Raw genomic sequence first — 20,396 nt, 5'->3', positions numbered from 1 at the left:
CTTTTTCAGGTTTCTCCGGCCGCGTCCGGGGTGAGCGGAATCCACGGGACGACGTCGACGACGCGCCCCGGGTGGACCGCGATGACCAGCACGGCCGCACCGGCCGGGATCGGCTCGGTGGACTGTGCGATGTACAGCTCGGTTCCCCCTCGAATCGCGACAAGGACCTCGCCCAGCGTCCCGGCGCCTCGGATCGGCGATGTGAGCGTACCCGTCAACCCCACCACCGGGTCGATCATCCCAGGATCTCCTTCCGACGATCCGACCGTCAGCCTACGTCTCGCACAGCACCTTTCGATATCGGCCGGGCGGGACCGCCGCGGGGGCGCAGGTATGTTTCTTGCATGGGAGGACGCCTGGCGCTGGTGGTGGGGTCGGAATGCGCGGCGCTGGGAGAATTGGGTTTCACCGAGGAACTCGCCCATGGGCTGTACGGGAGCCTGACCGAAGCGGGAGGTTGGCGGCCCGCGATCGATGTCGACGGCCCGGTGCTGAATCCGACTGCCGCGCAATTGTTCACCGCCGTCGACACGGCCTTCGCGGCGGCATCGCAGCGGCAGGCCACCCTGCTGCTCGGCTTCATCGGGCACGGCGTGGCGACGACTGCCGAGGACTTCTACCTGCTGAGCCACGATTCACCCGGTGAACCCACCTCGCACAACGCCTTCCACCTGACCCAGGAGATCCGCGAGCGGCTCGACCGCGCCGCGCTGGACGGGCTGGTGCTGCTCGTCGACGCCTGCGAGGCAGGTCAGGGCGTGCAGGGCGCCGCGCGCCGGTGGACCGATCTGCTGGCGCAGTCGGGCGGCCGGATGGAGTTGCTGGTCGCCTCGGGCGACGGGCCCGCGTACTCCGGCTGCTTCACCCGCACCATGCTCGCCACCTTCGACCTGGGCCTGCCGCTGCGCGGGGAGAACCTGCTGCCCTCGGACCTCGTCGATCCGATCGCCGGGCAGTGCACCCATCAGCAGCCGCAGCATCTGTCCTTCAGTTCCGGCGCGGTGTCCGCAACGCAGGGCGTCGACCCTGGATTGTGGCTGGTGCCGAACACCGCCCGCCATCGCGACGCGGTGAGCGGACGTTCCGCCGCCGGGTTCGTGGACCAGCTGACCCGGCGTCTGCTGCTGACGCCCGATGTGCGCGAGCGTCTCGACGCGATCATCGACGCGGGCAGCCACCGGCTGCGGGCGGTGCTGGGGCCCGCAGGCGTGGGCAAGTCCACGCTGCTGGCCATGCTGATCCGCCCCAGCCTGGTCGACGGACTCGCCGTGACCCCCGACTACATCACCGCCGCGGTGTTCTTGACGGTGAACAGCTCGGTGGAGTCCGTCGCCTCGGAGCTGGCCGCGCAACTGGACGCACGACTACCCGGCTTCCGGGAGGCGGCGCGCGCGGCGCGGGCGCACCGGCCCAGGGACGAGTTCGACATCTTCGACATCCTGGTGCGCCGCCCGCTGGCGCGCCTGTCCACCGCGGGCAGGCGGGTCACCCTGGTCTTCGACGGATTGAATCAGCCGCAGGAGGGGACCAGGCGGTTGCTGGTGGCCGCGATCGCCGATCTGACCCGCCGGGAAGATCTCCGGCATGTCCGGGTGATCGTCGGCATCCGGCCCGGCACCGGTGTCGAGGACGATCCGGGGCTGGCGCACATGTACCGGATCGATGTCGCCGAACCGGCGGCCGACGACATCGCCGCCGTGGTGGACTCCGCGCGCGGAACGGCGCCGGTCGGCCCGGTCGACTGGATCGGCTGGATCCAGCGGCTGCTGGCCGAGACCCCGACCGACGCGAGCGGTTCGCGCGCGGTCTCCGGCGGCTGGCTGGTTGCGCGCATCCTGCTGGAGGTGGCCTCGAGATTGACCGACGTCGCGGTCGCGTCCGGGATCGGTCTGGACCGGGTCATCGCGCTGCGGGTCGAGACCGCCCTGCGGGGGGCCGATCCCGCGACCGCGAGTGACACGGCGAACCTGCTCGGGTTGCTGGCCGCGGCCGGAGTCGGGCCCGTGCTGCCGCTGGAGTTGCTGGATTCGGCGCTGTTGTCGCTCGGTGTCGACCTCAGCGCCGCCCGGATCCGCGACATCGCCGTCAATCTCGGCGATTTGATCACCCGCAGTCATCCCGGCACCGTTCGCGAGTCGCTCGGTGTCACCCACAGCGCGTTCCTGCCCGCGCTGGACGCGGAATGCCGTCGTTCCGGTGTGCGCATGGCGGACGCGCACCGCGCCCTCGTCGCGGCGATCCAGGCCGACGACGGTGACCGGGCCGCCGACTACGCGCGGGGCGCGGCCGTACGCCACTGCCTGGCCTACGGTGATTCCGCCTTGGCCATCGACTTCCTGATGAAGCTGGAAACCGGCAGATCGGCCGACGATCGCGACCTGTGGGCGGCGTGGGCGCCGGACTTCGTCGAGTCGCTGGGACCGGATCATCCCGACACCTTCACCACACGGGAACGGCGGGCCTTCCACCGCGCCGAGAGCGGCGACCTGGTCGGCGCCATTGCCGATTTCGAACAGTTGCTCGCCGACCGGTTGCGGGTCTTCGGCCCCGACGACCCGGCCACCTTGGACACGCGCGACAGGCTGGCCAGCTACCGCGCCCGCTGCGGTGACCACTCCGGCGCGGGCGAGGAATTCGAACGACTGCTCACCGACCAGCTGCGCCTGCTCGGCCCCGACCATCCCGAAACCCTGCGCACCAGAAACAATCTGGCGTCCAATCGCGGCGACGTCGGCGATTTCACCGGGGCCATCGTCCGCTTCGAACAGCTGCGCGCCGACCGCGCCCGCGTGCTCGGTCCCGACCATCCGGACACCTTGCGCACCCGCAACAGCCTGGCGTACTGGCGTGCCGACAGTGGCGATCGCGCCGGTGCGCGCGCCGAGTTCGAGCGGCTGGTGGCCGACTATCTGCGCGTCTTCGGCGCCGATCATCCCAATACACTCGGGGCACGCAACAACCTCGCGGCGTTCCGCGCGCGCAGCGGCGATCTCGCCGGTGCGGGCGCGGAGTTCACCCGCCTGCTCGACGATCGTCTCCGGGTGCTCGGCCCCGACCACCCCGACACGCTGCTCACCCGCGGCAGGCTGGCCGGTTACCGCGCCGACAGCGGTGACCTCGAGGGCGCGATCATCGACCTGGAGAAGCTGCTCGGCGACCGGTTGCGGGTGCTGGGCCCGGACCATCCGGACACCTTCGGCACCCGCAACGAACTCGCGGGCTGCCGCGCCCGCCATGGCGATCTCGACCGCGCGGTCGCGGAATTGGAGGTTCTGCTGGTCGCGGAATTGCGGGCCCTCGGCCCCAATCACGCCGCCACCATCCGGACCAAGAACACCCTGGCGTATTGGCGGGGACAATCCGGGGATTGACGGCAGGCGCTTCCCTCGCGCCGTGCGTCAGGACCGATACAGCGAGCGGTACACGGTCAGCATCGCGAGGCAGTGCTCGATGATCTGCTCGCGGGTGGCGCGCAGCGAGCCGTTCAGCCACGCCGAGAACATGCCCGCGTTCCCGCTGGCCATGCTCACCGCCGCCAGCCTACGTTTGACCGGATCGTCGATGTGGCCGAACAGATGGTCCTGCATGACCCGGGTGAAGACCGGCATCACGGCGAAGGTGGTCTGCCCGAGGCCGGTACTGGAATACGGCTCGACCAGGAACAACCGCGACTTGCGCGGATCGTCGAGCACCTTGTCCACGAGGATCTCCGACAGCGCGCGGTCGCGGGACGGGTCGTCGGTGGCCGCGAAGGCCGTCATGGGCTCCAGGAATTCCTCGGCGACCTGACGGTAGAGCACGTCCAGCAACTCGTCGCGGCTGGCGAAGCTTTCGTAGAAGTAGCGGTCGGTGAGGTTGGCCTTGCGGCACACCGCCCGCATGGTGACTCCGCTCGCTCCGGACTCGCCGATCAGGTCGAGCGCAGCCTCCAGCAGCGCCGCCCGCCGCGTCTCCCTGCGCTCGGTGAGCGTCGTCCCACCCCAGATCCGCGGGCCCCCGTCGTCGTCTGCTTCCTGACCTGTCTGCACGGCCCCACGATAATGCCTGGCGGCGCGCCCCCGCGCCGCGCGCACCGGGCCCGGACTCCGCGGTCTTGCCGAAATGGATCCCAAGAACGGCCTGCGAACCCGCGCAGATCAGCCTCGTTCCAGCGGAAGCCCCGCATCGCGCCAGGCGACGACGCCACCGGCCAGGCCGGCGGCGTCGTATCCGGCTCGCCGGGCTCGCGCGGCGAAACGCACCGACAGCTCACCCACGGGGCAGACGAAGACCACAGGCCGCGAGCGCGGGAAGGGGATCCCGTGGCCGAACATGTCGTCGAGCTGGTCGTCGCGAATGTTCAACGCGCCGGGCACGTGCCCGATGCGGTAGGCCATGGCGCCACGGCTGTCCACGATGGTCGGGCGGCCGGTCCGGTCCAGCTCGGCGAGCTGCTCGGGCGACAGGCGCGGTACCGCCGCCAGTTCGTCCGCGCTCGGCGCCGTTTCGCGTTCGGCGCGGCCGAACAGTTCCGGCCTGCGCTTCTTGATGTAGGACAGGTACGGCTCGAGCCGGTCGCAGACGATGAACACCGCGATGATCGGGTCGTCCGGATCGGCGGCCGAGCGATCGAGCGCGCCGAGCGTGTCCAGCGCGGCGGTATAGGCCGCGCCGCTGGTCGGCCCGGCCAGGACGCCGTATCCGGTCGCCAGGCGCAGCGTCGCGTCGACGGCCTCGCCCGCCGACACGGTGACGATCCGGTCGTAGAACTCCGGTTGGAACAGCCCGACATCCCACATCTCGGTCTCCGACCGGATGCCGGGAATGAAGTCCGACCGCTCCGAGACAACCGCGACGGTGCGCAATTCGGGATTGTGTTTGCGCAGGTAGGTGGCGGTCCCCCTGGTGGACCCGGTGGTGCCGAGCCCGCCGATCAGATAGTCGATCCTGGTGATGCCATCGGCCGCGAGGTCCTCCTGGATCTCCCGCCCGGTGCCGTGGTGGTGCGCCTCGATGTTCTTCTCGTTGGTGTACTGCGACAGATGCCGGTACACGCCGGGATGCTGCGCCATCGTCGCCTCGATCACCGAGTAGACGTCGTTCGGTGTGGTCGGGTCCGGGCACTCGGACAGCCCGGGCAGTTCCAGGATCTCGGTCCCGAACAGCTGCAGCAGGTCACGGACCTCGCCGACCTTGATCCGGTTGGTCACCGCGCGCAGGTCGATGCCGTACATCGCGCCGAGCACGCGCAGCGCTTTGGCCGTGTTCCCGCTGGAGGCCTCGATGAGCGTCCGGCCGCCTCCGCGCAGCTCGTTCAGTTCGTCGCGCAGCATCGCCCAGGCCACCCGGTCCTTGACCGAGCCGAACGGGTTGTGCGACTCCAGTTTCGCGTAGAGCTCGACACCGGCCAGTCCATGCACCGTGGGGTCGAGCCGCAGCAGCGGTGTGTCACCGATGAGGTCGGTGATGTGGTCGTATCGCATCAGGGAGCCTCGACGGATCGGACCGGGCCGGCGGCGTGCGTCGCGAGAGGACGTGCCCGCGGCGTCTCGGAGAAGCCGGGTTCGTAGGCGGCGTCGGGGACGATCCGGAATCCGTCGGATGCCCAGGTGACCGCGAGTTTCGCGGGAAGCGGGTGCATGGAGGCCGTCGCCGCGGACAGGTCCATGTGATAGGCGGCAGTGTTCGGGAACACCACTGTGTCGCCCGGCCGGGGGCGGACGGGCAGCCACACCTTGTGATTGGTGATCAGGTCTCGCTCCAGGCACAACCGTCCGGCGATGTAGACGCCGACCGGGCCCGTCGCGCGGTCGCTTTCAGCGGCGACGCCCGCGCGCGGCAGCAGGATCGGGTCGACCATGACTTCCTGGTCGGCGGGCGTCACGGCATCGCGGCTGAGATCGACATGCACCAGCACGCTGCCGTCGGCGACCTCCTTGACGAACTCGACCGTGGCCAGCGTGATGCCCGCGTGGTCGACCAGCGCCTTGCCCGGCTCGAGCCATATCTCCAGCAGATTGTCACCCGCCACCTGCGCGACCGTGCGCCCGCCCTGCCGCTCCAGCGGCGCGTCGAGAAGATCGGCGAGCATGCGGTCGGCGGGAACGGTGTTGGCGTACTTGTGGAACACCGGTGTGCCGTGCACGGCGCCGCCCGCGACGTGATAGCCGAAGGTATTACTGCCCCAGGTCATCGGTTCCCCACGGCCGAGCAGCGACTCACGCAGCGCCAGCACATAGGCGTCGAACCGTTCGGCGTCGGCGGTGAACACCTGCCGGAACCCGCCGCCGATGTCGAGCACCGAAGGGGCGAGCCCGCGATCGTAGGCTCGCTCGATCAGGCGCAGGCAGGCATCGATCGCGCGGACGCGCTCGCCGAGGTCGCCGGAGTCGAGGTGGAAGGCGAACCCGAGGAAGGCGATTCGCCCGCGCTGTGCCGACAGCAGATCGAACGCCTGCTCGACCTGCCCGACCGGCGTACCGAACCGGCTCACCTGTCCCGTGCCGATACCGGAAACCCGCAGCAGCACCGGTATTTCCGCATGGCCGGGGGCCAGTTCCGCGATGCGGCCCAGTTCCCACAGGTTGTCCACGTTGATCGTCACTCCGCGGTCGAGGAGCTCGCGCAGGAAAGCTTCCCCTTTCGGCCCGGTGACCTCGATGCGCGCCGGGCCGAACCCGGCGGCGAGCGCGCTGGACAGCTCGTGCGGTGACGCGACGTCGACGGCGATGCCCGCGTGCTCGGCGGTGCGGACGAACGCGCGAGACTGATTCACCTTGTGCGCGTAGCAGATTCGATGCCCGGACAGGCGTCGCTCCAGCACGGTGCGCAAACGGAGCAGATTCTCCGAATAGACCTGCGGGAACACCAGATGCACCGGAGATCCGAAATTCGCCCGCGTCTCCGTCGCGAGACCGGAGGCATCGAGAAAGGCACGGACCATCGGATGCAGCTTCGCGGGCAGCGCGGGCGGCCGAGGCGTCATACGGCAGCTTCCGATGGCTCGGTGACCGATGCCCGCGTGGCGCCGTCGGGGCGTTCCGCGACCGGGTTGTAGCCGCCGTCCCGGATCGCCTCGAAGGCCCGGGCGCGATTGCGCGGGCTGCGGAACTCGGCAACTACTCGTTTGCTGGCCAGATCGATCTCCACCACCCGGATGTCCATCGACTCCAGCACTCCGCCGATGGTGCGGACGCAGTGCTTGCATGTCATGTCCGGCACGTAGAAGACCTGGTCCTCGGCGGTGGCAGCCCGGTCGGCGGTCGCCTCGTCGAGTTCGGCGCTCACCTCGTCGACCTCGATGCGGCCCGCGATCTCGGTGAATGTCGCGACGAACCGGTCGACCAGCGACGGCAGGATGCTGACATGCCCGCTGTCGAGCTGATGCGGCGTGGCCGCGAGACAGGCCGGATGACTGCCGAGGGGCAGCAGCGCGTACTGCCGGGAGATCAGGTCCAGGTCGTCGTGATATTTGGCGATCGCCTCGGCGACGGTGAGACCTTCGACGGTGGTGGCGCGCTCCATCACGGCATGCGCATCGGCGATGGTGGCGTCCTTCATGGCGCGCAGAGTCGCCACCGTCTCCGCTGAATAGCGAACGGTGCCGTCGGGCTGCGCGACGAGCGTCACCGGGATCATGCCCCGCCGATAGGTCGAGGCCTGCAGTTCCCAGAACCATCGCGTGGCCACCGCGGCGAAGATTCCGGAAGCCCGCAGGCCCTCGGCGAACTCGGCGGCATCCCGGTAGGGGGTCTGCGCGGCCAGCAGCGCGTGCTGGGCCAGTACGCGCCCGGCCGCCTCGATGCCGACCCGGAAGATATCGCGCGGATCGTGGTCGGTGGTCGTGCCCGCCAGCACAGCGTGTTCGGCCGGCCCGAGCGCCGCGATCCGCGCGGCGAAGGCCGGATCGGCGTCGAGCTGGTGCCACAGCGCCAGGACGGTCTCGCGCATCGCGATCGGCAGCGAGGGGCCGAGACCGCCGGCGCGGAAGTGCCCGGTGTTCGGGATGCCGTCGCTGTCGGTCCACGCGATCCGGTGCGTCGCGCTGGTCACCTGATCCGCGCGGCACGGCCGCATGAACCGCTCCAGATACAGCCGCTGGGAATAGGTGAGATGGCTGTCCTGCTCGGGACGCAATGCGGCGCACGTGAATTCGAATCGCCGCGGCGGGGGAGCGGGCGCGAGCGCGGTGCGCAACCCCGGCTGCGCCAAGTGCGCCAGCACCCTGGACGCGGCCCGCCGGTCGTAGCGGGGGATGTCGTTACTCACGTGACCTCCTCGGCGATGGTTCGCACGCACGCGACGAATCGGTCGATCTCGTCGGGCGTGTTGTAGATGTGCGTGCTGACCCGCACCGAGCCCGCGCCGTCGGTGTCGGCGGGGACGCAGTGCGCGCCGGTGCGCACCAGGAAACCCAGTTCGCTCAGGACGAATCCCACGTCGGTGGCCGAGATCCCGTCCAGGGTGAAGGAGACGATGCCGTAGCCGACCTCGCACGCGGCATGCGCCGGGCCGGGCAGGAACTGCAGGCCGGGGATCGGTCGCAGCCCGTCGATCAGGCGCAGGGTCAGGGCACGGTTGTGCGCGGCGATGACATCCATGCCGAACGATTCCAGCACCTCCAGCGCACTGCCGAGGGCGAGGATGCCCGGGATGTCGGGTGTGCCGCCTTCCAGCAGCGCCGGCATCGGCCCCGGCCGCAGACCGCCGGGATCCGTGGCGATGCCGGAATTGCCGCCGGGCAGGAACGGCACGAGCCGGTCGTGCACGCGCCGGTGGCAGTACAGGATCCCGGTGCCCGGCGCCCCGAACATCTTGTGCGCGGCGAAGATCGCGAAATCCGCGCCGAGCGCGGTCACGTCGACCGGAAGATGCCCGCCGCTCTGCGAGCAGTCGAAGCACAACAGGATGGCGGGGTCGATCCGGCCGCGCAATTCCTCCAGGGTGCTGAGACCGCCGAAGACATGGTGCAGATGCCCGGTCGTGATCAGCCGGGTGCGCGGGGTGATCTTGGCCAGGATGTCGTCGGTGTCCGCCTCCCCGGCGGCGGTCATCCGGTAGGGGATCGGATGGATGCGGCGTCCGAACCGGGCGAGCAGTCCGCACAGGTGCTGCCACGGGTACACGTTCGACGCGTGATCGCTTGCGTTGTAGAGGATTTCGTCGCCATCGGCGAGCCCCGCGAGGCCCCACGACAGCGCGACGGCGTTGAGTGCGGCGGTGGCTCCCGCCGTGAAGACCACTTCGTCCGGGTGCTCCGCGCCGATGAAGGCGGCGGTACGTTCCCGGATCCGGGCGATCCGGGCGGTCAGGCCGGTCGCCCAGGGATAGGTGCCGCGGCCGACGTTGGCGGTGCCGTTGCTGTGATAGCGCTGGATGGTCTCGATCACCGGAAGCGGCTTCTGTGTGGTCGCGGCGCTGTCCAGGTAGATCTCGGTGGCGCCGGCGAGCGCGGGGAACAGCGCCCGGGCCGCGACCGGCGGCGTCGCCGGTGGCCGGGGAATCTCGTCGGTCCGCGTCACCGGCGATCTCGGGGCAGGGGACCGCAACGTGACGCTCCCTTCACCGGTAACTCGGACGTCACCCACGATACGCATTTTCGGTACGGACTTCGAAGCTTTGTCGCCGACAACGGCTTTCAGGACTAGCCTGGACGATATGCCCCTGAGCCCGCAAGAACGTCGAGAGTTCCTCGCACAGCCGCATGTCGCGGCGTTCGCGGTGGCCGCGGGTACCGGTCGTGGCCCGCTGACCGTCCCGATCTGGTACCAGTACAGCCCCGGCGGCGAGATCTGGATCCTGACCGGCCCGCAGTCGCAGAAGATGCGCTACCTCCGGGAGACCGGCCGCTTCAGTCTGATGGTGCAGCAGGTCGAGCCCACGGTCCGGTATGTGAGTGTGGAGGGCCCGGTTACCCGGACCGTCCCGATGACCGACGAGCAGCACCGCGAGATGGCCGCGCGGTATCTGCCGGCCGAATCGGTCGACGCCTACCTGAAAGCGGCCGAGGCCTTCGGTGAGCAGGTCGCGGTCTACCTGCGGCCGGAGCACTGGCTGTCGGCCGATCTGGGGGACCCCAGCGCGTTCTAATATCTGCCCTGCAGATACTCGACGAGGTGCTCGCGCTCGGTCGCCAATTCGGAGATCGCGCTTTTGACCACGTCGCCGATGCTGACGATGCCGACCAGCCTGCCCTCGTGCACCACGGGCAGGTGCCGGATGCGATGGTCGGTCATGGTGCGGCGCAGGCCGTCGACCCGGTCGTCGGGTGCGCAGGTGCGCACCGCGGAGGTCATGATCGCCGACACCGGTGTGTCCAGCAGCTCCGCGCCTCGCGCGTGCAGACTACGCACCACGTCGCGTTCGGAGACGATGCCCGCGATCGTGTCGCCATCGGGGGAGACGACGACCGCGCCGATGTTCCGCTCGGCCAGGGTGGCGAGCAGTGTGCGTACCGTCGTGTCGGGTGCGACGGTGGCCACCTCGCTGCCCTTCCTGCGCAGGATCTCCGAAATTCGCATATTTCACCATCCAGACGTCGGGGCATTACCAGGATCGCAAGTTCGCGCCGCGGTGACCAGCACGAATCCGTTACAGGCCACGGTTCGGTCACGGTGCGCAGGTCAGAGCCTGCGCGCTACGCTGCGGTCCAGATCCCGGGCCAGCAGGGCGATCGCCGCCTGGGAGATGCCCGCCGAGGTCGCCAGGTCGACGGAGGTCAGCTGGGCGATGCGGCGCAGGCGGTAGTCGACGGTGTTCGGGTGCACGTAGAGCTGGCGGGCGGTGAGCTGCCGGTTCATGTCGTTGCCGAGGTAGGCGCGCATGGTGTCGAACAGCTCGGGGTGGGCGTCCAGCGGGTCGAGGATGGTCGCGATCCGCCGGGTGGCCGGGCCGCCGCGGGTGAGCTGGTATTCCACGGCCAGATCCGACATCTGGTACAGGCCGGGCGGCCGGACGCCGACGCGCACGAGATTGAGCAGCTCGTGCGCTTGATCGGCCGACTCGGGAATCTGATCGGTGTCGGTCGGCACGACGGTCGCGGTGAGCGGCACCTCGGCGGCAGCGGCCAGCAGCTCGAGCGTCGTGGCGGTGAGGACTGCCTTGTCCTCGTCGCCCAACGGGATGAGCAGGGTCCCTCCCTTGGCGCTGAGTAGGGCGAGCGCGCGGGAGGCGAACACGGTGGCCAGCTCGGACTGCAGCCGTCGCAACTTGCGGCGCGCGGCCACGTTCCCGTCGACGCGCGGATCGCGCTCGTCGGGATGCTCCGGAATCGACAGGGCGACAACCTGATAGGCCTCCGCGATCGGAATGCCGGTCTGCCGTGCCAGAGCCGAGCTGCCGCGACCGCTGAGCAGTGCCGAGGCGAGCGTCTGCGTCGCCGTCTGATGCTCCTTGGCGACCAGGTGCTGTTCGTCGACGTAGGCATCGGACACCGCCGCGGTGATCGCCTCGAGCAGTTCGAGAAGCAGATCGGCGGCGACCAGCACCTCGTCGACGTCGTCGGCCGCGGCAGGCGCGGTGACCAGACCGAAGGCGATGCGCAGTCCCTCGTGATAGGTGCGCAGGATCGTGCTCAGCGGCACGCCTTCACGCGCCCAGCGAGCAGCAGCCGCGCGGACCGGGCCGAGCTGGTTCTCGTCCGGCACGGTGCGCCGGTCGAACATCTCGGCAGCGAGGTTCAGGCAGCTGCGGGTGAGTTTCGTGACGTCACCGCGTAATTGCTCGCCGGGCAGGGTGCGGCATGGTGCCATGACGCTCTCGAAGTATCCGACCATGTGCGAGGCCACGCTGTCGGTGTTCAGCAAGGGCACCGAAGCCGGCTGTCCGCCGATTTCCAGCACCGGGTCGGACGAGTCGGCGGACAGATCCAACGCGGAGTAGGTCATTACGAGTTCGCTCCCAATGCCACGCCGGGCGTGCGAGAAATCGCGCCCGGGTCGATCGATCACTATACGAAAGGGTCGTGTGCACGGGGAGTGATCTGTGAGATCGTCTGGGAGCTGGGGACATTCCGCGATGGCGTCTCCGACCGCGGTGCGGGGTCGCGAAGCACTGCCGGCCGGTCACTGCTCGGCTTCACCTGCGGCGAATACTCTCGCGTGCCCGCCGCGGCAGGGTTACTCGTCGTCCAGCCCCGCTGACAGGTAGGCGGCGGCGGCCAGCCATTGCCTGCACTGCGGACCGTGGACTTCGTGGGTGTAGAGAATGTCGCGCGCCTGCCGGTAGGTGAGGCCGCGGGGCTCGACCCCGCAATCGGACAGAGCGAACTCGGGCGCGGCCGAGTATTGGCGCAAGGGTTCGGCGCCGGCGCCATCGATGACGGCAACCCGGCGGGGCGTTCGAAATGGCTCGATCATTCGACTACCCCTCGCGTCCCACGTGCGGCGGGGAGGCCGACGTGCCGGTGACGCAAGCTCGAACTCCCTGCGTACCTCCCCGATTTCGAGTTCGAGTCTATGCCTCCGTTACTTACAGATGCAAGTACATCTGCACGATCGGTCGGAGAAAAAATGGCGGTGGCCGCCGGTGCGAGACCGGCGACCACCGCTGTGCCGCTTACGGTTTGATGTTCAGGGGCCTTACGGCTTGCGGGCGACCGCTCCGTATGCGGAGATCGGCCGGGTCTCACCGACCTCGGTGTCGCCCGAGCGCCACTGCGTGATGGAGACGAAGCCGGGGTCGACGAGTTCCAGACCGTCGAAGACTGCCTTGATCTGAGCCTGCGGACGGGGGACATAAGGAGTGCCGCCGGTGCCGGTGTAGTTCTCGCACAGCGTGACGTACGCCTTGCTGTCGTCGGTGCCGTCCCACATCACCAGGTAGCTGCCCGATGGCACGGCATCCAGCACGGTATGCACGATGCGCAGCAGATCGTCGTAGGTCTTGGCATGTCCGAGCACGCCCATGAACATCACGGCGACGGGCTCGTTGAAGTTGAGGACGTGCTTGGCGTCGTTGACGATTCGCTCGGGGTCGTGGTAATCGGCGTCGATGTAGGTGGTGACGCCCTCCGGTGTGGTGGAGGTGAGCAGCGCCCGCGCGTGCGTGAGCACCAGTGGGTCGTTGTCCACGTAGACGATCCGGGACTCGGGCGCGACGGTCTGGGCGACCTCGTGGGTGTTCTGCATGGTGGGCAGGCCGGTCCCGATGTCGAGGAACTGGCGGATGCCCATCTCGCCCGCGAGGTAGCGCACCGCGCGGATGAGGAACTGGCGCGACTGCACGGCCATGGTGGTGATGTCCGGATCTACTTCGATGCCGGCGTCGCCTGCGATGCGGTCGATCTCGTAATAATCCTTGCCGCCCATCCAGTAGTTCCAGATCCGCGCGGAGTGGGGGATGTCGGTCCGGATGAGGGGGCTGTGGTCTTCGGGCATGGGGTGGTACTCCTCGGCAATAACGTGTCCGCGACACTGCCGTGCGGGTGGGTGCGTGGGGGCGTCGCGAATGACTGGTGCATCCGATGTGCACTGCGACACTACAAGATTCGAACTCGTCCAGCGGGGTGGATCGGGGAGCTGATCTCGCTGTTCCCGAGGCGAGGCGAAGGCGTTTCACATCGCCGCCCGGATGCCTCCGGTCTGCGAGCGCACGGAGGGCGAACTTCGTGCTATCGTCCGGTGTTGGTGCAAATGCAAGAACGTTTGAACGTGCATCTGCACGAACCGAATCGCCTAACTGCGGTAACCGAGGAGTGGGGAAGATGTCGGATACGTCCACCAACGAGATCATCGGAACTTGGCGTAAGAGTTCCTTCAGTAATCCGAGCGGCAACTGCGTCGAGGTGGCCGAAACGGCCAACGGCCAGGTGGCGGTGCGAAACTCGCGAGACCCGGAGGGTGGGGTCCTCTTCTACACGCGTCCGGAGATCGATGCGTTCGTCCGTGGCGCGAAGGCCGGAGAGTTCGACTATTTGACTAGCTGAGCGGTAACATTAGCGGTCGGTACGGTGTGTTTCGCGACAGGTGGTTGTGACACACTGTGGGCAACCCCCGGAGTATCGGAGACGAACTCGATGATCGCTGAACCCGATGACGATGGTCATGTGCAATCCGTTGTCGCGGAACGTGGTCCGACCGTGCTACGCATCGCACTGGGCGGCCAGCTGCGCAAGCTCCGGGAGAAGAGGAACATCACCCGCGAGGCGGCGGGCGATGCGATCCGCGGATCGCACGCCAAGATCAGTCGTCTCGAGCTCGGCCGTACCGGCTTCAAGGAACGTGACATCCGCGACCTGCTGACGCTGTACGGCGTCCACGATCCCGAGGAGCGCGAGTCGTTCCTCGAATTGGCCAGGCAGGCCAACGAACCCGGTTGGTGGCATCGCTACAGCGACCTGCTGCCGCAGTGGTTCGGTACCTACCTCGGTCTGGAACAGGCCGCGAGCAAGATTCGTACTTACGAGTCGCATCTTGTTCCCGGCCTGCTGCAAACACCCGAATACGCCAGGGCGGTCGTGGCGCTCGGATACGAGGACGTCGATACGGATCGGCGGGTCGCGGTGCGTCAGCGCAGGCAGGAAATTCTCTTCCGCTCGGACCCTCCGGTGGTCTGGGCGGTGCTCGACGAAGCCGCGCTGGTGCGACCGGTGGGTGGCCCAGAGGTACATCGCGAGCAGATGTTGCACCTGGTCCGGCTGGCGAAGCTGCCGAACGTGACGATCCAGGTACTGCCGTTCACCGCGGGCGAGCACGCCGCCGCGGGCAGCTCCTTCAGTATTCTGCGTTTCGCCGAGCCGGAACTCCCGGACATCGTGTACCTCGAACAGTTGACCAGCGCGCTGTATCTCGAGCGGCGACAAGACCTGGCGCTGTACCTGTCGGTGATGGACCGGCTCAGCGTCCAGGCCGAGCGTCCGGAGAAGTCGATCGAGATCATGGAGAAGTACGCCGACGGGCGCTGAGACCGCGCGGTAGCGTCTCGCGGCAAGTCTCGATACACGAACGGCCACCCCGGAATCGGAGGTGGCCGTTCGGTTGGCTGTCTAATTGCTAAGCGGCGGTGGCCGCGAAAACGGTGTCTATCCGCCCCAGCGTCCGGCGTCCGGTGGCTCCGCGCCGACGTCCGGCGACGCGACGTAAGTGCTCGTGGCACAAGGCATCAACTATCCGCCGGTGCTCGGGTCTACTGCCTGATGAAGCTGGAGGCAATTCGCCAGAATGTCGCGGGTTGCAATGTCTCGAGGTCCCAATCGTCGGCCATCGCGTGCGCGGTGGTGACGATCCGGTCGATATCGAAATCGTGCCGAGTTGCCGCCCCGGTGGATTCGACGGCATCGACGACGTATGCCACGGCGGTTTCTCGGGAAAATGTGGTACTGCTGTGGCCGCTGCGGGCCGTTGATGTGCTCATATGTCTACCGTTCGCTGGCTGGTCGGCCAGTGCGGTGTCGGTTGATCCGAACCGACCGCCGGTAAGTGGTTGTTCCATTCGAACGCCCCTGCTTGTCCGGCGGCGGCAAACCCACGGCGGCTTCGGCCTTCGGCTCGCCCACGCGGCCTTCCCTGGTGGTCCCCTGTAAAGCGTTGCGGGACCGAGTTTATGCCGCTGTACCTTTCAGATGCAAGCACATCTGCACGATCGATTGCACGTGCGCAGTGCGTATTTCGAGGCCGGAAGTTTGCGGATGCGGTGTCCGGCGCGAAAATTTCAGTCGCGGGCGAATAGGACGTCCGTGCTGTAATCGATCTGTGTACCCGGCTCGACGAATTGGTCCGCGGCGGCCCGCCAGGCCAGAAAATGTTCGGTGAAGCGGTGCGCTTCCGCCGCCTCGTCATCGGTGTAGAGCTGGTAGAGGAAGAATCGGTGCGGATCCACCCGATCAGCGCAGATGTCGAAGCGCAGACAGCCGGGCTCGGTCCGTACGGAGGCGTCGGCGCTGCGGGATATGGCCGCGAGGAACTCGGCGCGAGAGCCGGGGCGGATCTTCATCGAGACGATTCGACTGAACACGGTTGTTCTCCCATCGTGACCGTTGCGGTCGATCGGCAAGGGCGGTAGCGAGCTGCGCGACAGCTCAGTCGGCCAGTTGCGCTATTGCCTGGCTAATCGGAGTACTGCCGGAAACGAGTTCGAGTGTCAGCTCGAAGGTGTGCGCGGCGGGCAGCAGTCCAGCCAGTACGGCCGCGACGTCGGCGCGGGGGACCTCGCTGCGCTCGACCGGCGGCGGGGCGAGAGTCACCAGCCCGGTACCCGGAGCATCGACCAACCGGCCGGGGCGCAGGATGGTCCAGTCGAGGGCTCTGCTCCGCAGATCGTTCTCGGCCTCGGTCTTGGCCGTTACATACGCCGCCCACACCTCGTCGGAACCGGGAGCGGGCGAGCGGCCCGCCCCCATCGTGGAGATCTGCAGGAAACGGCGCACCCCGGTTCGCTCGGCCGTCTCGGCCAGCCGGACGGAGCCACCCAGATCGACGGTGTATTTACGTTCGACGCCGCTGCCCTGCCCCGCGCCCGCGGCGAAAATCGCCGCGTCGCAGCCTTCGACGACGTCCGCCAGTTCGTCGGTCGCGGCGTGCTCCAGGTCGCACAGCACCGGCTCGGCGCCGGTGACGCGCACGTCGTCCGCGTGCTCGGGATTACGGATCAGGGCGGCGACCTCGTGGCCGTTCGCGGTGAGCACGGGGGCCAGCAGCAAGGCGATCTTCCCGTGTCCGCCTGCGATGACGACGCGCATGGATCGCTCCTTCCGGTCGGGGCGGCGCCCGCGCTCAGCGCTCGGGGCCGCCAGGATTGCAGTGTGCTTCGACGGTGGCCGGATAGCCGACCGCCGGACGCCAAGGTTCCAGGTTCCAGCTCGGCTTGTCCGGCTGGACCAGCCGCGCCCACGCCCAGTGACAGATGAACTGATCGCGCATGCCGGGTGCGCCGGCGTCCGCCGACCGGTCCACGACTTCCTGCCACGCCCGTTCGTCCGAGCCGGGGAAGGTGGTCTGCCGACCGGCCTGGGTGGGGAACACGAGCAGTCGCGGGCCGTCGGTCGTCTCGGTCCAGGTGACGTGATCGATCAGCGGCTGTCCCGCGTAAGGGTCGACGGACGGTATCGCGGCCTGCGCTGTCGAGACCGGCGCCGCCGACGCGCTGGAAGTGGTCGTGCGGTCGATATCCGCCGACGGCGCGGACGCATCGGCACCGCAGGCGACCGCCGAGACAAGCAGGGCCGCCGCGAGGAGCGCGGCCGCGCGACGCCGGGTGACGAGGCGATGCGGGTACCGCTGCGCCACGGTCGAGCCTCCTGTGTTCTCCTCGGCACCGCTTTCCGGCTGATCACCCGAGCCTAGCGAGCCGGGGCGGCTCCGGCGAGACTCCCCGGCCGCGCCACCGATTGTGGTGGCTTGCCGGTGCGGCTCCGGCTGGGGATAGTCGGTCGGTGCGGTGTGGACGGATCATGGTGGGGGCGGCAGGCGTCGTGGTCTCGGTGACGGTCGCGTTGGCCGGGCCCGCGGGCGCTCGGGCGGGCGAGGCGCCCGGCACCGTGACGGATCTGGTGGAGCTGGCGGGGCGGCTGCGTGTGGCGGGGGCGGCGACCGCCGAGCGGCTGACGTATTGGTCGCGTGGCCCGCGTGGGCCGATGCAGAGCACCGGAGTGCTGTATCTGCCCGAAGGCACTCCGCCGCAGGGTGGTTGGCCGATCATCGCCTACGCGCACGGCACCTCGGGGATCGCCGACGAATGCGCGTTCACGCTGCAATCCCGGGACTACTACCTCACGTCGGTGTACCCGGACCTGCTGCGCGCGGGATACGCGGTCGTGATCTCCGACTATGTCGGTCTCGGCACCCCCGGCGTGCATCCCTATCTGGACGGTCCGGCCCAGGCTCGCAGCATCATCGACGGCGTGCGCGCCGCACGGGCGGTCGCACCCTCGCTCGGCGCCCGATGGGCGGTGTTCGGTCAGTCGCAGGGCGGGCACGCGGCGCTGTTCACCGCCCACCTCGCACCCGCCGACGCGCCGGAACTCGATCTGCGCGGTGCCGCCTCGACCGGGACGCCGTCGAACCTGGACGCGCTGTTCCCGCTGGCCGGGCCCTGGCTGCCGCGACTGCCGCTGCAGAAGACGACGACCTACTTCGGCATGCTGCTGGCCGGATTGCGCGCCAGCGCACCGGAGCTGGACGTCGACAGCTACCTGACGCCGGTGGGCCGGGACGTCCTGCGCATCGTGGAGGTGGATTGCGCCGCCGAGGCGGACGCCCAGGTGGCGAGTATCGGCATCGGCGCCATGCTCTCGCGGCCCTTGGACGATCCGGCATTGCTGGCCGCGGTGCGCGCGATGTTGCGGGTGCCGACGAGCGGCTACTCCATTCCGCTGTATCTCGGCCAAGGGGTGACCGATCTGGAGGTGCCCGCGCCGTTGACGCTCGAGCTGATCGCGGAGTTGCGCGCGTCCGACACCGATCTGCGGGTGGGCTGGTACCCCGGCGGTCATCTGGGCGCGGCGCGGGAAGCGTTTCCCGACGCGCTCGCGTTCCTGCGCGGTGTGCTCGATCGGCCCTGAGTACGCGTACTCAGCGCCAGAGCGACCGGCACGGTAGCCTGCGCAGGCCGGGCCGGACCTGAGCGTCGACGGTGACGGTGAGCCCGGCGTGTGCGGCGGCCGAGGTGAACTCCCACGCCTCGGTCCTGGTCGCGGCGTATTCGAGGACCAGCGCGTCCGCGGGCGTGGGGCCGTCGAAGTAGACGGTGATCCGCCGGGTCGGCGGATCCTGGGTGTCGTCGCGGTCGGCGAGTCTGCGCGCAGTGCCGTCCATGCCACCGTCTCCTTCCTACCGGCTCGGCAGCCGTGCCGGTGGATCTGACGGTAAGGGCCCGCCACTGCTGAGAACATGTTCCAAGTTATCGGCTGGAAATGTCACAGAACGGACGCCGCGCGGTCGGGTACAGTCACCAGCCGGGGCGCACGTCCGCCACAGGCCGGGCACCCGAAACTTGTGCTTTGTCAACATGATCGCGTCGGGTGGTGCTCAGCGCGGGTGATGTTGCCGAGGATGAGTACAGCGTTGGACGATTCAGGAGGCACACGTCGATGAGTCAGGGCCCACGTTCGTTGGGTAGGGGAGTGGGGCGACGTCGTCTCGCACGGGCGATCGGAGCGATGGCCGCGGGCCTGGCGCTGGTCGCGAGCATGGCCGGTGCGGCAACCAGCGCGCCGCTGTACCCCGAACCCGATCCGGATCCCTTCTACGCGACACCCGCGGATATCGCCGACCGCAAGCCGGGCGACGTCATCGCGACCAAGGTGATGCCGCCGCTGGCGATCTTCCCGGAGACCACGGTGACCGTGGTCCGGTTCCGGTCGACGAGTTCGGAAGGCAAACCCATCGCCGCGACCACCACGGTGTTGACGCCCAAGGCGCATCGCACCGACGGGCCGCTGCTGTCGTTCCAGCACATCATCAACGGACTCGGCTCGGAGTGCTCGGTCTCCCGGGTGCTCTACACCGGTGACCCCAACCTCGTCGTGCGGGAAGCGCCGGGCTGGAACGTTCTGCTGGCGCGCGGCTGGAGCGTCGCGCTGCCCGACCACCTCGGTCCGAATTTCGCCTACGGCGCCGCGAAGCTCGGCGGGCAGATCACCCTCGACGGGATACGCGCCGTCAAGCAGGTCGGCGAACTCGGGGTGCAGCGCAGCCCGGTGGCGATGGTCGGGTATTCCGGTGGCGGGATGGCCACCGCGTGGGCGGCCGCTCTGCAGCCGAAGTACGCCCCGGAGCTCGATATCGCCGGCGCGGCCATGGGCGGCGTGCCGATGAACCTCGTGAAGATGCTCGAGGGGCTGGGTTTGAACCCGCACCCGGTGTTCGGGCTCGCGTTCGCCGCCGGATTCGGGTTGGAGCGTGAGTATCCGACTCGCTTCCCGCTCAGCGAGCAGTTGAACGAGCGGGGGCTGGCCGCCCGCGCGCAGATCGCCAACAGCTGCACCAACGACATCCTCTCGACGGGCGCGGGCCGCGGTGCGCTGGACTTCGCCAAGACGACCTCGATGATCAACGACGACACCGCGCGCGGCGTGGTCGAGGAGAACAGCCTCGAGCTCTACGACGGTGTGCCGAAGACGCCGGTGTTCGAATGGCATTCGCCGATCGACGGTCTCATCCCGATCGACGCGGTGGTCAACACCGACAAGCGGTGGTGTGCGGCGGGCGCGAAGGTGCAGGCCGAGCAGATTCCGGTTCCGGACCATCTGACCGCGGCGGTGCTCGGCATTCCCGCGGCACTGACCTGGCTGGACGCCCGATTCCGAGGGGAGCCCGCGCCGAGCAACTGCTGAGCGCCGAAACGCAACCGGCCGAGCCGGGACCCGTTCTCCGGATACGAGTCTCGGCCCGGTTGTTGCGATATGGATACGCGACAACACAACTCGGATGCTTTACTGCGTCCAGTCATGGGCGCTGACGTAGCCTGACGTCCTGGCTCCC

The 20,396-nt window shown here is 68.6% G+C and carries 21 protein-coding genes; 6 read left to right on the top strand and 15 right to left on the bottom strand.

Annotated elements, in window-relative coordinates:
• Positions 1–5 precede the first annotated feature (5 nt).
• On the bottom strand, positions 6–239 hold the full coding sequence (locus NA8_RS14840) for an NfeD C-terminal domain-containing protein (RefSeq protein ID WP_063050972.1): 234 nt from the start codon (positions 237–239) through the stop codon (positions 6–8).
• A 105-nt stretch (positions 240–344) separates the two neighbouring features.
• Between NA8_RS14840 and NA8_RS34695 the strand changes: the two genes are divergently transcribed.
• Complete coding sequence (locus tag NA8_RS34695; protein ID WP_063050971.1) at positions 345–3,371, top strand: tetratricopeptide repeat protein; 3,027 nt, start codon at positions 345–347, stop codon at positions 3,369–3,371.
• A 27-nt stretch (positions 3,372–3,398) separates the two neighbouring features.
• Here the strand turns inward: NA8_RS34695 and NA8_RS14830 are convergent, their stop codons facing one another.
• From NA8_RS14830 to NA8_RS14810, 5 genes are all read right to left on the bottom strand, one after another.
• Entirely contained in the window at positions 3,399–4,028 is a 630-nt protein-coding gene (locus NA8_RS14830) for a TetR/AcrR family transcriptional regulator (RefSeq protein ID WP_051175165.1), read from the bottom strand.
• Between the two features lie 108 nt (positions 4,029–4,136).
• The gene (locus tag NA8_RS14825; protein ID WP_063050970.1) at positions 4,137–5,462 is read right to left on the bottom strand and encodes a pyridoxal-phosphate dependent enzyme; all 1,326 of its coding nucleotides are present in this window, start codon (positions 5,460–5,462) and stop codon (positions 4,137–4,139) included.
• Entirely contained in the window at positions 5,462–6,964 is a 1,503-nt protein-coding gene (locus tag NA8_RS14820) for a type III PLP-dependent enzyme domain-containing protein (RefSeq protein ID WP_063050969.1), read from the bottom strand. The genes NA8_RS14825 and NA8_RS14820 overlap by 1 nt, the downstream gene beginning before the upstream one ends.
• Entirely contained in the window at positions 6,961–8,247 is a 1,287-nt protein-coding gene (locus NA8_RS14815; RefSeq protein ID WP_063050968.1) for a heavy-metal-associated domain-containing protein, read from the bottom strand. The genes NA8_RS14820 and NA8_RS14815 overlap by 4 nt, the downstream gene beginning before the upstream one ends.
• Entirely contained in the window at positions 8,244–9,500 is a 1,257-nt protein-coding gene (locus NA8_RS14810; protein ID WP_245663842.1) for an aminotransferase class V-fold PLP-dependent enzyme, read from the bottom strand. The genes NA8_RS14815 and NA8_RS14810 overlap by 4 nt, the downstream gene beginning before the upstream one ends.
• 136 nt (positions 9,501–9,636) lie before the next feature.
• Between NA8_RS14810 and NA8_RS14805 the strand changes: the two genes are divergently transcribed.
• Positions 9,637–10,068, top strand: coding sequence for a pyridoxamine 5'-phosphate oxidase family protein (locus NA8_RS14805; RefSeq protein ID WP_063050967.1), 432 nt, complete (start codon positions 9,637–9,639; stop codon positions 10,066–10,068).
• Here the strand turns inward: NA8_RS14805 and NA8_RS14800 are convergent.
• The 4 genes from NA8_RS14800 to NA8_RS14785 form a co-directional block, all read right to left on the bottom strand.
• Complete coding sequence (locus NA8_RS14800; RefSeq protein ID WP_063050966.1) at positions 10,065–10,499, bottom strand: CBS domain-containing protein; 435 nt, start codon at positions 10,497–10,499, stop codon at positions 10,065–10,067. The genes NA8_RS14805 and NA8_RS14800 overlap by 4 nt on opposite strands.
• A 102-nt stretch (positions 10,500–10,601) precedes the next feature.
• On the bottom strand, positions 10,602–11,864 hold the full coding sequence (locus NA8_RS14795; protein ID WP_063050965.1) for a PucR family transcriptional regulator: 1,263 nt from the start codon (positions 11,862–11,864) through the stop codon (positions 10,602–10,604).
• 231 nt (positions 11,865–12,095) lie between these two features.
• On the bottom strand, positions 12,096–12,335 hold the full coding sequence (locus NA8_RS14790) for a hypothetical protein (protein WP_040866586.1): 240 nt from the start codon (positions 12,333–12,335) through the stop codon (positions 12,096–12,098).
• A 222-nt stretch (positions 12,336–12,557) separates the two neighbouring features.
• Positions 12,558–13,355, bottom strand: a complete 798-nt coding sequence (locus NA8_RS14785) for an SAM-dependent methyltransferase (RefSeq protein WP_174315388.1) — start codon at positions 13,353–13,355, stop codon at positions 12,558–12,560.
• Between the two features lie 326 nt (positions 13,356–13,681).
• Between NA8_RS14785 and NA8_RS14780 the strand changes: the two genes are divergently transcribed.
• Positions 13,682–13,903 carry a DUF397 domain-containing protein gene (locus NA8_RS14780; RefSeq protein ID WP_063050964.1) on the top strand — a complete coding sequence of 74 codons (222 nt, stop codon included), beginning with the start codon at positions 13,682–13,684 and terminating at the stop codon, positions 13,901–13,903.
• Positions 13,904–13,993: 90 nt separating this feature from the next.
• The gene (locus NA8_RS14775; protein ID WP_063050963.1) at positions 13,994–14,881 is read left to right on the top strand and encodes a Sco1979 family transcriptional regulator; all 888 of its coding nucleotides are present in this window, start codon (positions 13,994–13,996) and stop codon (positions 14,879–14,881) included.
• 221 nt (positions 14,882–15,102) lie between these two features.
• On the opposite strand, the gene NA8_RS14770 is transcribed toward NA8_RS14775, so the two are convergent.
• From NA8_RS14770 to NA8_RS14755, 4 genes are all read right to left on the bottom strand, one after another.
• Positions 15,103–15,408, bottom strand: coding sequence for a hypothetical protein (locus NA8_RS14770; RefSeq protein WP_157106703.1), 306 nt, complete (start codon positions 15,406–15,408; stop codon positions 15,103–15,105).
• A 219-nt stretch (positions 15,409–15,627) separates the two neighbouring features.
• Positions 15,628–15,930: a putative quinol monooxygenase gene (locus NA8_RS14765; RefSeq protein WP_063050961.1), complete on the bottom strand. Its 303-nt coding sequence runs from the start codon at positions 15,928–15,930 to the stop codon at positions 15,628–15,630.
• 64 nt (positions 15,931–15,994) lie between these two features.
• Entirely contained in the window at positions 15,995–16,654 is a 660-nt protein-coding gene (locus tag NA8_RS14760; RefSeq protein ID WP_063050960.1) for an SDR family oxidoreductase, read from the bottom strand.
• Between the two features lie 34 nt (positions 16,655–16,688).
• On the bottom strand, positions 16,689–17,201 hold the full coding sequence (locus NA8_RS14755; RefSeq protein ID WP_063050959.1) for a DUF2599 domain-containing protein: 513 nt from the start codon (positions 17,199–17,201) through the stop codon (positions 16,689–16,691).
• A 164-nt stretch (positions 17,202–17,365) separates the two neighbouring features.
• On the opposite strand from NA8_RS14755, the gene NA8_RS14750 reads away from it, so the two are divergent.
• Positions 17,366–18,475: a lipase family protein gene (locus NA8_RS14750; protein ID WP_063050958.1), complete on the top strand. Its 1,110-nt coding sequence runs from the start codon at positions 17,366–17,368 to the stop codon at positions 18,473–18,475.
• 10 nt (positions 18,476–18,485) lie between these two features.
• Here the strand turns inward: NA8_RS14750 and NA8_RS14745 are convergent, their stop codons facing one another.
• Positions 18,486–18,728 (bottom strand): hypothetical protein, encoded by a 243-nt coding sequence (locus tag NA8_RS14745; protein WP_063050957.1) that lies wholly within the window; start codon positions 18,726–18,728, stop codon positions 18,486–18,488.
• Positions 18,729–19,072: 344 nt separating this feature from the next.
• Here NA8_RS14745 and NA8_RS14740 point away from each other — a divergent pair, with 344 nt between their 5' ends.
• Complete coding sequence (locus tag NA8_RS14740) at positions 19,073–20,248, top strand: lipase family protein (RefSeq protein ID WP_063050956.1); 1,176 nt, start codon at positions 19,073–19,075, stop codon at positions 20,246–20,248.
• Positions 20,249–20,396 lie beyond the last annotated feature (148 nt).

This window comes from Nocardia arthritidis NBRC 100137, assembly GCF_001612765.1.
Classification (GTDB): Bacteria; Actinomycetota; Actinomycetes; order Mycobacteriales; family Mycobacteriaceae; genus Nocardia; species Nocardia arthritidis.
The sequence above is the reverse complement of the archived record's forward strand: the minus strand, read 5'-3'. Positions and strand labels throughout refer to the sequence as shown.